Source organism: Flavobacterium branchiophilum NBRC 15030 = ATCC 35035 (assembly GCF_002217205.1).
GTDB classification, from domain to species: Bacteria; Bacteroidota; Bacteroidia; order Flavobacteriales; family Flavobacteriaceae; genus Flavobacterium; species Flavobacterium branchiophilum.
On sequence record NZ_MUGT01000053.1, the window covers coordinates 27169 to 39304 of the forward strand.

Consider the following 12136-nt stretch of genomic DNA (forward strand, 5'->3'; position numbering starts at 1 on the left):
AACCTATTTAAAAAAATGAAACCGAGAGGTTCACGATTTCCAAAATTAAAATATAAAATTATGAGTAAAAGAGTATTTAGTCTGTTGTTTTTGTTTGTTGTTTTGGTTGGAACATTAGTTGGTTGTAAAACCGCTAATGTTCTCCCGCCAACAATAATTGAAAAAACCAACACCATTACCAAAAAAGAAGTGGTACACGATACCATTTTTGAAACCAAAAAAGATAGTAGCTATTATAGGGCTTGGCTGGAATGTCAGGACGGAAAAGTAGTAGTAAGCCCCTTAACCCCCAAAGGGGGAATTAAAAAAGGCCAATATCTAAAACCCCCAAATGTGCAGTTAAAAAACAATATCCTAACTGTAGATTGTGAAACCGAAGCTCAAAAAATGTATGCCAAATGGAAAGATACCTATATACATGAAAATAGGCAAAACACCACATCAAAACCAGTATTAGTTGAACGAAAACTCACTTGGTGGCAACAATCTCAAATATGGTGTGGGAGGTTATTTTTAGTGTTGATCATGCTACTTATTGGGATTAGAGTAGCTAGTATTTATTATAAAAAAACAATTTAGAATGTTAGATCCAATTTTTGAAGCAAATCCAAGTTTGGATTGCTATTATAAAACTACTGATGGCACTTGCTTTTTTACTGATTACACTGCTGCATCACACGCAAATACTTTAATTGACAATAAAGTAAGCACTGTACATAGGCAAAAAGACACGAGCAAAATCGAACAGGCGGCACTAATAAATGTTGAAGTGAAAGACTTAGAACCAATTGTTCCAATTGTTCCAGCTACTCCAACCGAACCAGTTGTAGTACCTAAAGGAGCCGCTCCAGAGGTTGTAATAAAGGAGGCAAAACCCAATACAAAAAAATAAAAATGAATACAATATCATTTGTTAGACAAGAAGGAGGGCTTAATAAAAGGCTTCCAGGCGAAGATCATGTAAGTGGTTTGATTATTTATGGACAAGCAGACGTTGCAAAAACACATTTGATAGAAGTGGCAGGCTTGGCATCAATTGGAGTTACCCCTACGTCACACCCAGTATTGCATTACCACGTTTCTGAGTATTTTAGAGTTAATCCAGGTTCAAAATTATATTTATTTTCAATAGACGCTAATGATGCTAATGATGCACAGTTTGTAGCAATTAAACAATTACAGCAATTTGCAGAAGGAAAAATAAGACAAATTGGTATTGTTGATTTGATAACTGACTTTGCCGATTTATCTACAATTGCCGTTACTATTCAATCTAGGTTAAACGAATTAGCTATGGCTAATATGCCTTTGAGTGCCGTGCTTTCTATTCATAGTATCACCCCAGCAAATCTTTTGTCATTGCCAAATTTACACAACTTGAACTGCGAACGTTTAAGTGTTTGTATCGGACATGATGGAGCGGGTCGAGGAAATTATGTGTCTGGAATTGTTGGTAAAAAAATAGGAATCGTAGGAGCTTGCTTGGGTGCCATTTCAAGAGCAAATATTCATGAAAGCATTGCTTGGGTTGAAAAACAAAATCTCGTAAATAGCACTTATGCAAAAGTACTTACCGGAAACAATGTTGTGGCACGTGAGCTTGATGTTCCCGGTTTTGTAGATGGTACATTGTTAAGTGATTTTACCCCTGCACAAATCCAGTCTATCAATGATAAAGGCTATCTATTTGCCTTTAAACATGTAGGTTATGCGGGTACATTTTTTAATGATAGTTTTAGTGGTGCGGCATTAGATAGCGATTTTTCGACAATTGAAAACAATCGAACTATTGACAAAGCCCAACGAGGTGTTTACATTAAGCTACTACCTAAAATTTCGGGACCTATTTATATCAATCCCGATACTGGAGAGATTAGCTCTGACACCATTGCATCACTTGAGGCCATTGGTTCTATTCCATTAGAACAAATGGAGCGTGACGGTGAGTTGAGCGGATTTAAAATTTTTATTAACCCCAACCAAGATGTTTTGAGTACATCAAAACTAACGGTTACTTTGAAAATTGTTCCCGTTGGTGTATTGAGAGAAATTACTGTTAATCTTGGATTTGCATTAAGCGTATAGTTATGGATTTTACACCTTTAATTAATGGTCGTGAATACGGCTGGGGAGATATTGTAGTAAATATTTCGGCAACTTCAATAACGGGCATACGTGCCATAAAGTATGAAGAAGACCAAGAAAAAGAGAATATTTACGGAGCAGGTCGCAACCCTGTATCTCGTGGATATGGTCGTGTAAAAACGACAGGGTCGATTACTTTATTATCGGCTACCGTTTTTGCTATGCAGGCAGTTGCACCAAAAGGGAAGTTACACAATATTGCACCGTTTCCAATTGTAGTTAGCTACCAACCCGAAACTGGGCCAATAGTAAAACACATTCTAAAAAATTGTGAGTTTAAGAAAACCACATTCGATTGGAAAGAAGGCGACTTGCATAAAGAGATAGAACTAGAGTTAGTTATTTCACACATAGAAGCCCCCTAACCCTAAAAGGGGAATTAGAAAATCTTTGTCAAAGTACAAAACTTTGACAAAGATTAAAAGTTCAAAACTTTGACAAAGATTAATTTAAAAACACATTAAACAAAAAGACAGCATGAACACTAAAGATGAAAAATTAGTTTGTGGATTAGACGAAACACAAATTGCAGGATTAAAGAAAAAACACGGTCATATTGTGGTTGTGGAAGTGGGACAAGGCGGATCAACTTTAAACGCCATTTTCAAAGAACCCACTTTTGAGGTTCTTGAAGCAACTGGAGCTATTGGCAAAAACAGCGAAATAAAAGGAACTATTGCCCTATATGAGAACTGTATTGTAAAAGCCGATGATGAAATAAACAACCGTGATTTTGTCAAACTAAAAGCACTTGAAGGATTGGCACAGCACATGAATTCGTTTTCGGTTAGCGTAAAAAACTTGTAGCCCGTCTGCAAAACGGCGGGGATGATGTAGGAACATTACAGGGCGATGCTATTATAATGGCAAACTTCAACGTAAATCCTAAAGCATTACAAGTTACCCAATGGGGAGAATATTACGCAAAAGCGATATGGCTTGAGCAGTGGAGGTTAAAAAACCAAGCAGAAATGTTTAAAAACCTGTTTGGTGGTAACGAATAACTAACATTCGTTATCCTTATTGATACGGTTACCCAAATTGATTAAGGCATAAAAAAACCATCCTCCACCAACTATTCCAAAGATAACTGGGGAAAATAAAGCAGAAAGAATCAAACTACCAACTAAAGCATAAAACAAGGGCTTTGGAGTGTATGTATATTTTTTCATATAAAAGGTTTAGTGTCAATGACAATGCAAATGTATAAAAAAAATGGATGCAGTTAATTTTAATTTGAATTTTACAACCAATGGAGGTGCTATTTTTGCCACCCTCAACACTGGGCTGGATAAAGTTCAAAATAATGTAACCAAAACCACTAAAGTATTTGGAGATTGTTATAAAGCACTACTAGCAGTTGACCTTGCCTCGCAGGGAATTGCACAATTGAGCCAAATGCTGGACGGTGTTATTGCTCCGGGTATTGCTTTAAATACTCAAATGGCAGATTTAAGTGCCATAACCGGCCTTACTGGTGCGGGTTTAAAAGAAATAGAAAAGGCGGCACGTGATAGTGCTAAAACCTTTGGAACGGATGCAAGCCAAAATGTAAACTCCTATAAATTGATACTTTCGCAATTGTCTCCAGAGATTGCCAAAAGTTCGGAGGCAATGAAATTGATGGGCAATCATGTAAACATTTTGTCTAAAACAATGGGCGGCGACACCGTGGCGGCAACGGAGGTTCTAACAACGGCGATGAATCAATACGGCGTAAATTTAGACAATCCAATTCAAGCCAGTAAAACAATGGCCGACATGATGAATGTTATGGCAGCGGGTGCAAAAGAAGGATCGGCAGAACTTCCGCAAATAAAACAAGCATTGGAACAAGTCGGAATGGTTGCCAAAACCACAGGTGTTTCGTTTGTGGCTACCAACGCTGCTATTCAAATGTTAGATAAAGCAGGAAAAAAAGGTTCGGAAGGCGGGGTAGCATTACGAAATGTTTTAACAACACTTTCGGAAGGGCGGTTTGCCAGCAAAGATGCCACCATAGGTTTACAACAAATGGGCATTAGTACTGAAAAACTTGCCGATGCGAGTATTCCATTAACAGACCGTTTACGGATGTTAAAACCTGTTATGCAGGATACAGCATTGATGACTAAAGTGTTTGGCAAAGAAAACATGGCAGCTTCTATTGCCTTAATCCAAAGTGCGGACGAACAGGACGCATTGGCAAAAAAGATTACAGGAACAAATACTGCAGTCGAGCAGGCCAATACAGTAATGGGTAGTTATCAGGAGCGAATGAATAGAGCAACTGCAATAGTGAACGACTGGAAAGTTAGTATTTTTAATGCTACTCAGGCCTACGTTCCTTACCTAAAACACTTTATGACTGGGATTACAACTTTGGGCGAATCAGCAAGTGGTTATATGGCTTTAAAATCTACTTTAGAGGCACTTCTACCAAAATTATTTACCAAAACTATAGCAACCGAAGCCGACACATTGGCAACGGCAGAAAGTACGGCAGTAACTGGAGGTAGTAGTATTATAAATAGAATTTATGCAGCAACTCTCGGAAGTATTACCAGAGCGACATTAAGTGCAACAATGGCACAAATTGGGTTGAATTTGGCAATGTTGGCCAGTCCCGTTGGTTTGGTTGTTATTGGATTAATGGCCCTGGTAGGAACGTTCGTTTATTTATGGAATACCTCCAAACGTTTTAGAGAAATTCTATTCGGTATTTGGGAAGCGGCAAAAGCAGTTTTTAACAATATTGGTGTGTTTATTAAGCGAGTTTGGGATATGGTAGTAAAACCAATTATAATGGGGTATTACACTTTTTACAAATTTGTTTTTACAAAAGTATGGGAGTTCATAAAATGGGTTTTCAATGGTATTGCCGCCGTTTTCGTTTGGCTTTATCGGCAGGCGGTTGCTGTATTTACAACTGTAAAAGATTTTGTAGTAGGTATTTTCAAAGGAATAGTTGCACAGGTTGGCATCGCCTTGAGTGTTGTAAGTTCTTTTTTTAGTGGTTTATGGGAGTGGTTTAGCGGTGTGTTTTCGGGGTTTGCAAAGTTTATAGACCAGTGGCTTATTCAACCTATTAAAAACGCCTTTGGAGGTATTTGGGATTGGATAGTCGGACTTTTTGACAAGATTATGGATAAACTAACCGGAGTATTTGCACCAATTAAGAAATTCTTGAAAACACTTTTTTCGAGTGAAGGAATGACCGATGTAAAGGCGGCCTATAAAGACGGTGAGAAAAAAGGAACAGCAAGTTATGATGCTGACCAAGCCAAAAAAGAAAAAAACCATAAGGTTGAAGTGGTTACAAAACCCGAATCCAAAATAGCTAAAAATATCTTTGATGTTACAAAAGGTTTTCAAAATAGTGCAATTCCTCCCACCAAATCCATTGCTGGTGTAGGAGCAAAAGATAAAAAGGAAGGTTCTGGAGGTTCGGGTTCAAGAAGTATAACCATTGGTAAATTAATCGAAAACATGAACTTACATTTTAATGGAACGGTTAAGGAGAGTAAAGAGAGTATCAAACAATCTATAACGGAGGTTTTATTAACTGCCGTAAATGATGTAAATCTTGTAAACTAATGGAGTTCTTTTTTGGGTTAATAACGGCAAAACCTTTTGATGTAAAAAATCAAGACATTAAACTTAATGGTTCCGATTGGATAGGTGTTCCCACGCTTACAAGTTTGGCTTTTGAATATAAAGACAAACGTGTTGAACTACACGAATGTATTATCACTATAAATCAAGAAAAGAATATTGTAACTACACCATTACAAGGGCGAGATGGTACAATAAAAGAATATATAAGTGATGGCGATTATACCATTTCAATTGATGCGGCAGTATGTAGTTATGTCATTAATCAAAATGGAGATGCAGATTATACAGAAAGCCATACTTATCCAATTACCCAATTGCAGGAATTAATTAGTTTTTTAAAAATAAAGGATACACTTAAAGTACAAAGTGATTTTTTAACCCTATTTGGAGTAACCGATGCCGTTGTAAAAAGTTATGGAATGGTACAAGAAACCCATAGTAATAGACAGTCTTTCCAAATTCAAATGTTGAGTGATACTGCTTATGAAATTAAAATAAAACAAGATGCTACGATTATCTAGTGAGGTTGAAATTCAAGGTTCAAAAACGTGGATTTTTCATGAGTTGGCGAGCTGTTCTATTATTGAGGATGTAGCAACTCTTACTGATACTTGCGAATTGTTATTGCCTAAAAAAGTAAAATGGGAAGGAGCTGAGGGTTTTAGTTTACCCATAAAAAGGGGGGATAAAATAATAGTAAAATTAGGTTATGATGACAATTTAAAAACTCGATTTGTAGGCTATATAAGAACGATTGACAATAAAAACCCTGTAAAAATTCTTTGCGAAGATGGAATGTTTTTATTAAAAACTACCCAAACAAAAAAGAAAGGATACAAAAACACAACTCTAAAACAAGTAATAACTGATTTATTAGAAGGTACTGGAATACAAGTTCAACTGGTTGATGAGGATATTGAGTTACGACACTATCGAATTTTAAAAGATACTGTGGCCGAGGAATTGAACGAAATGAAAAGCACATACGGATTACGGGCCTATTTTAGAACTGTTAATGATGTATCAAAGTTATATGTAGGTCTTGGTTATCCTTTTGACGATAGGCGAAACGAAAGTTTTATTTATGGTAAAAATTTAATTAGTGAGGATTTTGTTTACCGAATTGCTGAGGATGTGAAAATAAAAGTGAAAGCCATTTCAATTGATAGCAAGAATAAAAGATTTGAACTTGAGGTTGGAGATAAAGACGGAGAGGTTTACACGATATTTCACGACAATTTAACCCCAGAAGGATTAAGATTGTTTGCAGAATCTGAATTGAAACGCTTTAAAACAACAGGATTTAAAGGAAGTTTTGAAACTTTTGGGGAGCCATTTGTGAGCAAATGTGATATAACTCGTGTGGAGGCATCAGATAATAATAAGGGAAATTTTTTAAACAAAAAAGTAGAAACAAGTTCTGGAATGAATGGCTTTCGCCAAAAAATAGAAATTGGACAACCATTGAAAGTAGAATAAATGATACAGGAAGAAAACATAGCTGGTGCAATAAAGGCATTGACAAAATTAAGTGATCAGATTTATGCAAAAGTATGTAGAGTTCTTGCGATAAACGAAACTGAAAAAACAGTCGATGTAAAACCGATTGACGATTCGGCAGAAATATTTGATGTTCGGTTGCAGGCTGATAGCGAAACAGGAGGCTTGGTTTTGTTTCCCAAAAAAGGAAGTGCCGTTTTGGTTGTTTTTATTAATAAAAATAATGCGGCAGTTATCAATACCAGTGAGATTGAAAAATTAGATTTAGTAATTGAAGGTGTCAATCTTCAAATAGATAAAGACGGTTTTTTATTGAAAAAAGAAAATGAAACATTAAAAATATTAATGGCAGATTTGATTAAGGCAATTCAAAATATAAGTTTTTCGGTAATTACAAATGGTAGTGCAACTACACAGGCAGGAACAACTCAAGCAATGATAAATTTAGCCCAATTTCAGTCCATCGAAACAAGGTTTAATCAGTTTTTAAAATAGGTTTAAATTATGGTAGATGTTATTTTAGATCATGATCAAGATATTAAAATTGATAATGGAGATTTTGTTTTGGGTGATTCGACTTATCAGCATGTTGAACTTATGTTTATTAGTACTCCAGGTGATTGGAAAGAACACATTGAGACTGGCATTGCAATTGAACGAGCTGCACATGGTAACGTAGATCGTTTTTTGGATAGAACTATTCGGGTACAACTGGAGGCAGACGGTTTTAAGACTTCAAATTTACAAATAAGCCCTTTGGGTATTTCAATCAACGGAAATTATGACCGATTATAAAGTTTATGAAAATCAAACATTATTAGATGTTTCGAGTCATGTATATGGTCGAGCAGATGTTGCAATAGACTTGGCCATACTTAATAATATTGCTTTGCATGAACACTTGAGGCCAGGCCAAGTGATCAAAATGATAAACGTTCCCATTCGTACACTAGTTATTAGGGCTATCGAAAGTAGAAAGATAATACCTTCTACGGGGCATAAAACAGAAAATGATGTAGATAATTTAGGTTTTCCTAATGAATTTGTAATACAATTTTAAAAAATATGGCTAGAACAATTGAAGAAATACAACAAAGCATTTTGGTTGCAAAGACAGAATCAAGTAACCTGAGTTCTCTTGAAATATTGACAGCTCAAGAACAGTCTATAACCGATTTGAATAGCACAAGTAAATTATCTATTTGGCGATTATGGATTTGGATATTTTCTTATGTATTGATGGTTCACGAAAAAATAGTAGAAACAAATGCGGCAAATAGCCGTCCACATACCATAAAATGGTATAGAGACCAGTGTTTGAACTATTTAGATGGGCTTTCATTAACTTGGCAAAACGGGCAGTTTATGTATGATTTGACTGGTATTACTGATGTAGAAACAAGACAAATCATTAGCAGATGTGCCGTTTTAGAGAGTAATAATGGAGCGCTAGTTGTTAAAGTAGCGAGGTTTTTAGACGGCACACTTCAACCGCTCAATGATGGGCAATTGGTTAGGTTTAAAACCTATATGAATCAAATAAAAGATGCTGGCAATCGAATCAGATTTGTTAATAAAAATGCAGATTTTTTGAAAATTGGTTTAACGGTATATGTAGATCCGCTAATAATTGATCTGCAAACAGGGCAATTATTAAACCAGCAAACTCAAGCGGTGTTTCCTGTAAAAAATGCTATTACTACCTATATTCAAAATTTAGAGTTCAATGGGGCTTTTGTCAAAGAATATTTTAGGGACGAATTGCAAAAGGCCATTGGTGTGAAGCTACCATTGATAGACGTTTTACAAAGCCAATATGCCGGCTTTGAGTTTCAGGATGTTTTAGACTGGAGCATCCCAGAGAGTGGCTATTTTCAAGTTCAAGATTTGCATTTAAACATTATTTACAAGGCTTATGAATTGGGTAATTATTAATTTTTATGAGCTGGTTGTTATTTTATTGCCCCTGGTATTAAGAAAACCAAAAGCGATAGCTTTTTTGAAAATATTGATATTGCCGCTTCACGAGCTTTATACTCGTACACTATACCAAATGCAGCATACGTGTCAGGTTATGTATCTTGAAAAAGTGTTGAATGAGTATTACCACATTTCGGGTTATAACGCCTCTGAGCATGAGGCGACTAAAAAAATTAAAATAATAGACGAATATTATCCACCAGAGTGTTACCTGTTTTTAGAACAGGAGGATATTGCCTCTATTGAATATGACAATGAGGTACTATGGCTTGATGAAGACAACGTTTTTTTGACTGATGATCAAGTGTATTATGATTTTGTGGTTTTGCTACCTATAGGGTTATTGTTTGAACAACGGCAATTGATAGAATTAGTTAATTATTTTAAACTGGCTGGCAAAAAGTGGTACTTTAAGTATGATTTATAAATTATGAATGGAAGATAAATAGCTTAATTTTAGAATAATGAAAATTATAAAAAACAACTCAAACTGGATAGAAATAAGAAGTGATTTGGATATTTTAGAAAGTTTTTTTCAGCCCATCGGACTGTTTATAAGCGACCATCCACGAGCAACAACTCAAATATTAATATCGAAAACGCCAACTAGTCAAGACGAGCAAGAAAGTATAGTTGTAGATGCAAGTTTGGTTACCAACGTTGGTGGTGTGGCCTTTTCTGGCGACAGACAGGCACTAAAAAATGCCTTGGTATTGCTTTTTAGCGTTGGTGGGAGTGCTGGCAGCAACAGGAGCACAAAGATTGTAGATTCGGGAGTAGATGTAATTTGTGATAACATCAAAATACGTTTAAGCCCAACATCTATGAGGAGTTTAGAAATAGCTACTGTAGCGGGAACTTTAAGCATGACAGGATCGGCAATATGTTGTTATAACTCGGCTGCCATGGTGTCTTCCACGTTTCAAAACAAAACGATAAATACCAATTATCAACTTATTATTGGAGGTTGGTCTTTAGGCAATGCGGGCAATACACAGGAGGTTTTGATGTATGATGCTGCGGCAAAAAAAGCGTATAGAATTTCGCTTATTATTGGTGCAAGTTACTTGCAAAATCAAATAGTAGTAGAACGAATAAACTAAATTTAGAGTGTTATGAAAAAAATAGATTTCGATTTTACTGGGGGCTTTCCTCTGAAAAGCAAAACCCTCCACAATATGCAAGCGGCCTATTTTGAGGTGCTGCAAACAATTATTGAACATTTAGATTTGCCCGGCACAGGCCACTACATTATTGGCGGATGCCAAGCATTAGACCCTACCGGTATTACAAATGGTATGCTGTATATTGATGGCGATGTTTGCCCGTTTTTGGGTACGGCAACAGGAGGAGGAGCTACTAAAATAAGTAAGATTATAACTACCGAAGAGGCAGCCTTTAAAAATGGGTTAAACCACACGGTGTATTATAACTATGTGGCCCTGGTAAATGACAATGGAACGGCATTAGCCGATTTTGAAAGGGTTCCTACGGTAAATGAAATCAAAACAAAGGAGGTTATTCTGGCCAATCAAATAGCTCAATGTAGTGAGGCCTTGAATATTATTTCTCAAAAAATGGTAACGATAGAGTCCAAGACAGCTGTTTTTATGGCTGGAGGTGGCATGGTTTTGTGGAACAAACCCGCAAATGAAATACCACAGGGCTGGCAGGAAGTTGTCGACTGGCGTGGGCGAATGCCTGTTGGGGTTGATATTGCCGTGGATGGTTCTGGAGCTTTTATTAATCCAGAATTTTCGCCAATCAATAACGGTACTGGCCGAACGGGAGGTACAAAAACGCATGTACTTTCTATGGAAGAAATGCCAAAGCATAATCATAATGTGGCTGTTTTTGCCAACGGAAGTGCCAGCGGCAATGCCGATGGCCACCCAGATAACCAGATAGACCCAAACCGAAAAATAGCCAGCGATTATACCGGAGGGCAACCAGACGGCACCACAAAAGCCTTCTCTGTTTTGAACCCCTACAGAACGGTTTACTTTATTGAATATACGGGTACTTAATCATATTTAAAATGAATATAGAAGATATTGAAAACAAGGTAGATAGTTCAGAAAAACTAGCTGCCATACAAGGTAAACCAACTAAATATTATTTGTTTGCCAATGAATGGAACGCCCTAGTGCAATGGGCAAAAAACTTGACACTTTCGTGGGATGCCATCCAAAATAAGCCCACGAGCTTTACTCCAAGTGATCACCAGCACGACATTGAAGACATTCATTTTTTAGACGAAAAATTGAGCAACTGTTTTCCAAACCCAACGGGGTTAGCAACTGATTATTTAGACGGATTGGGCAGTGTAAAACCTTTTCCGACAAGCATGGCACCTACATCACACGGGCATACTATAAATAACATAACTGGATTACAAACCGCTTTGAACGGTAAGTTTCCAATCCCAACGGGCAATGAAAACCAATTGATTAAAGCAGACGGGCAATATATTGCTTACCTAAAACAATTAATTGCAACGATAGGCAACGATAGTTATAGCTCGTTCAAAAGTGTTTTTTTTAATACTACTACAATAAACCTGACTTTGACTTATAATGCCTCTGGAGGTGCCAGACCCATGTGGGTAACAAACATTCCTTCGAGTTCGTCTGTTTATATTATGGCACAACTAACCTATCCGACAGAGATACCAACTAACGGATTTTACAGGTATAACTTGATTTATGATTATTTTTTTGATGCTAATTTAGGGGTTAATTTAATAGCTTTTAGCCTCCTAAAAGTAGAACGAACAACGGGCAGTTTAAGCTATTTTACCAATGCAGACAGCTGGTATGCCAAATTAAATGTATATGTAAAATAAATAAAGACATGATAAAAATTAAAACAAAGAAACCAGTACCCATCAATATCGTTGTTTCAGCCCCTTAAA

At 36.5% G+C, this 12136-nt stretch carries 18 protein-coding genes; 17 read left to right on the plus strand and 1 reads right to left on the minus strand.

Annotated elements, in window-relative coordinates:
• Positions 1-60: 60 nt before the first annotated feature.
• The 6 genes from B0A58_RS07410 to B0A58_RS16430 all read left to right on the plus strand — a co-directional run bounded on the left by B0A58_RS07410 (position 61) and on the right by B0A58_RS16430 (position 3149).
• On the plus strand, positions 61-579 hold the full coding sequence (locus B0A58_RS07410) for a hypothetical protein (protein ID WP_133063091.1): 519 nt from the start codon (positions 61-63) through the stop codon (positions 577-579).
• A gap of 1 nt (position 580) precedes the next feature.
• On the plus strand, positions 581-892 hold the full coding sequence (locus B0A58_RS07415) for a hypothetical protein (RefSeq protein WP_089080527.1): 312 nt from the start codon (positions 581-583) through the stop codon (positions 890-892).
• A gap of 2 nt (positions 893-894) precedes the next feature.
• Positions 895-2085, plus strand: coding sequence for a DUF2586 family protein (locus B0A58_RS07420; protein WP_089080528.1), 1191 nt, complete (start codon positions 895-897; stop codon positions 2083-2085).
• Between the two features lie 2 nt (positions 2086-2087).
• Complete coding sequence (locus B0A58_RS07425; protein ID WP_243389467.1) at positions 2088-2510, plus strand: hypothetical protein; 423 nt, start codon at positions 2088-2090, stop codon at positions 2508-2510.
• 112 nt (positions 2511-2622) lie between these two features.
• Positions 2623-2952, plus strand: coding sequence for a hypothetical protein (locus tag B0A58_RS07430; RefSeq protein WP_089080530.1), 330 nt, complete (start codon positions 2623-2625; stop codon positions 2950-2952).
• Positions 2953-3008: 56 nt separating this feature from the next.
• Positions 3009-3149 carry a hypothetical protein gene (locus tag B0A58_RS16430; protein WP_165766308.1) on the plus strand — a complete coding sequence of 47 codons (141 nt, stop codon included), beginning with the start codon at positions 3009-3011 and terminating at the stop codon, positions 3147-3149.
• Here the strand turns inward: B0A58_RS16430 and B0A58_RS16435 are convergent, their stop codons facing one another.
• Entirely contained in the window at positions 3150-3317 is a 168-nt protein-coding gene (locus B0A58_RS16435) for a hypothetical protein (protein ID WP_165766309.1), read from the minus strand. It lies immediately after the preceding gene.
• A gap of 43 nt (positions 3318-3360) precedes the next feature.
• Here B0A58_RS16435 and B0A58_RS07435 point away from each other — a divergent pair, with 43 nt between their 5' ends.
• From B0A58_RS07435 to B0A58_RS07485, 11 genes are all read left to right on the plus strand, one after another.
• A complete protein-coding gene (locus B0A58_RS07435) occupies positions 3361-5721 on the plus strand; it encodes a phage tail tape measure protein (protein WP_089080531.1) in 2361 nt (786 codons plus the stop codon).
• The gene (locus tag B0A58_RS07440) at positions 5721-6263 is read left to right on the plus strand and encodes a DUF6046 domain-containing protein (protein ID WP_089080532.1); all 543 of its coding nucleotides are present in this window, start codon (positions 5721-5723) and stop codon (positions 6261-6263) included. The genes B0A58_RS07435 and B0A58_RS07440 overlap by 1 nt, the downstream gene beginning before the upstream one ends.
• Positions 6247-7221, plus strand: coding sequence for a hypothetical protein (locus B0A58_RS07445; protein WP_089080533.1), 975 nt, complete (start codon positions 6247-6249; stop codon positions 7219-7221). Before B0A58_RS07440 ends, B0A58_RS07445 begins: the two co-directional genes overlap by 17 nt.
• Positions 7222-7737: a hypothetical protein gene (locus B0A58_RS07450; RefSeq protein WP_089080534.1), complete on the plus strand. Its 516-nt coding sequence runs from the start codon at positions 7222-7224 to the stop codon at positions 7735-7737.
• Positions 7738-7746: 9 nt separating this feature from the next.
• Complete coding sequence (locus tag B0A58_RS07455; protein ID WP_089080535.1) at positions 7747-8037, plus strand: hypothetical protein; 291 nt, start codon at positions 7747-7749, stop codon at positions 8035-8037.
• Positions 8024-8302 (plus strand): hypothetical protein, encoded by a 279-nt coding sequence (locus B0A58_RS07460; RefSeq protein WP_089080536.1) that lies wholly within the window; start codon positions 8024-8026, stop codon positions 8300-8302. Before B0A58_RS07455 ends, B0A58_RS07460 begins: the two co-directional genes overlap by 14 nt.
• Before the next feature lie 5 nt (positions 8303-8307).
• On the plus strand, positions 8308-9177 hold the full coding sequence (locus tag B0A58_RS07465; RefSeq protein ID WP_089080537.1) for a hypothetical protein: 870 nt from the start codon (positions 8308-8310) through the stop codon (positions 9175-9177).
• 64 nt (positions 9178-9241) lie between these two features.
• Positions 9242-9649 carry a hypothetical protein gene (locus tag B0A58_RS07470; protein WP_133063092.1) on the plus strand — a complete coding sequence of 136 codons (408 nt, stop codon included), beginning with the start codon at positions 9242-9244 and terminating at the stop codon, positions 9647-9649.
• Between the two features lie 37 nt (positions 9650-9686).
• Positions 9687-10325: a hypothetical protein gene (locus B0A58_RS07475; RefSeq protein WP_089080539.1), complete on the plus strand. Its 639-nt coding sequence runs from the start codon at positions 9687-9689 to the stop codon at positions 10323-10325.
• A 12-nt stretch (positions 10326-10337) separates the two neighbouring features.
• Positions 10338-11249, plus strand: coding sequence for a phage baseplate protein (locus tag B0A58_RS07480; RefSeq protein WP_089080540.1), 912 nt, complete (start codon positions 10338-10340; stop codon positions 11247-11249).
• 11 nt (positions 11250-11260) lie between these two features.
• Positions 11261-12067 carry a hypothetical protein gene (locus B0A58_RS07485; protein WP_089080541.1) on the plus strand — a complete coding sequence of 269 codons (807 nt, stop codon included), beginning with the start codon at positions 11261-11263 and terminating at the stop codon, positions 12065-12067.
• Positions 12068-12136: the final 69 nt, after the last annotated feature.

Excerpts from the sequence above, each read along its gene's own strand:
- B0A58_RS07410 (WP_133063091.1), top strand. The coding sequence starts at position 61 with ATGAGTAAAAGAGTATTTAGTCTGTTGTTTTTGTTTGTTGTTTTGGTT.
- B0A58_RS07415 (WP_089080527.1), top strand. The coding sequence starts at position 581 with ATGTTAGATCCAATTTTTGAAGCAAATCCAAGTTTGGATTGCTATTAT.
- B0A58_RS07420 (WP_089080528.1), top strand. The coding sequence starts at position 895 with ATGAATACAATATCATTTGTTAGACAAGAAGGAGGGCTTAATAAAAGG.
- B0A58_RS07425 (WP_243389467.1), top strand. The coding sequence starts at position 2,088 with ATGGATTTTACACCTTTAATTAATGGTCGTGAATACGGCTGGGGAGAT.
- B0A58_RS07430 (WP_089080530.1), top strand. The coding sequence starts at position 2,623 with ATGAACACTAAAGATGAAAAATTAGTTTGTGGATTAGACGAAACACAA.
- B0A58_RS16430 (WP_165766308.1), top strand. The coding sequence starts at position 3,009 with ATGGCAAACTTCAACGTAAATCCTAAAGCATTACAAGTTACCCAATGG.
- B0A58_RS16435 (WP_165766309.1), bottom strand. The coding sequence starts at position 3,317 with ATGAAAAAATATACATACACTCCAAAGCCCTTGTTTTATGCTTTAGTT.
- B0A58_RS07435 (WP_089080531.1), top strand. The coding sequence starts at position 3,361 with ATGGATGCAGTTAATTTTAATTTGAATTTTACAACCAATGGAGGTGCT.
- B0A58_RS07440 (WP_089080532.1), top strand. The coding sequence starts at position 5,721 with ATGGAGTTCTTTTTTGGGTTAATAACGGCAAAACCTTTTGATGTAAAA.
- B0A58_RS07445 (WP_089080533.1), top strand. The coding sequence starts at position 6,247 with ATGCTACGATTATCTAGTGAGGTTGAAATTCAAGGTTCAAAAACGTGG.
- B0A58_RS07450 (WP_089080534.1), top strand. The coding sequence starts at position 7,222 with ATGATACAGGAAGAAAACATAGCTGGTGCAATAAAGGCATTGACAAAA.
- B0A58_RS07455 (WP_089080535.1), top strand. The coding sequence starts at position 7,747 with ATGGTAGATGTTATTTTAGATCATGATCAAGATATTAAAATTGATAAT.
- B0A58_RS07460 (WP_089080536.1), top strand. The coding sequence starts at position 8,024 with ATGACCGATTATAAAGTTTATGAAAATCAAACATTATTAGATGTTTCG.
- B0A58_RS07465 (WP_089080537.1), top strand. The coding sequence starts at position 8,308 with ATGGCTAGAACAATTGAAGAAATACAACAAAGCATTTTGGTTGCAAAG.
- B0A58_RS07475 (WP_089080539.1), top strand. The coding sequence starts at position 9,687 with ATGAAAATTATAAAAAACAACTCAAACTGGATAGAAATAAGAAGTGAT.
- B0A58_RS07480 (WP_089080540.1), top strand. The coding sequence starts at position 10,338 with ATGAAAAAAATAGATTTCGATTTTACTGGGGGCTTTCCTCTGAAAAGC.
- B0A58_RS07485 (WP_089080541.1), top strand. The coding sequence starts at position 11,261 with ATGAATATAGAAGATATTGAAAACAAGGTAGATAGTTCAGAAAAACTA.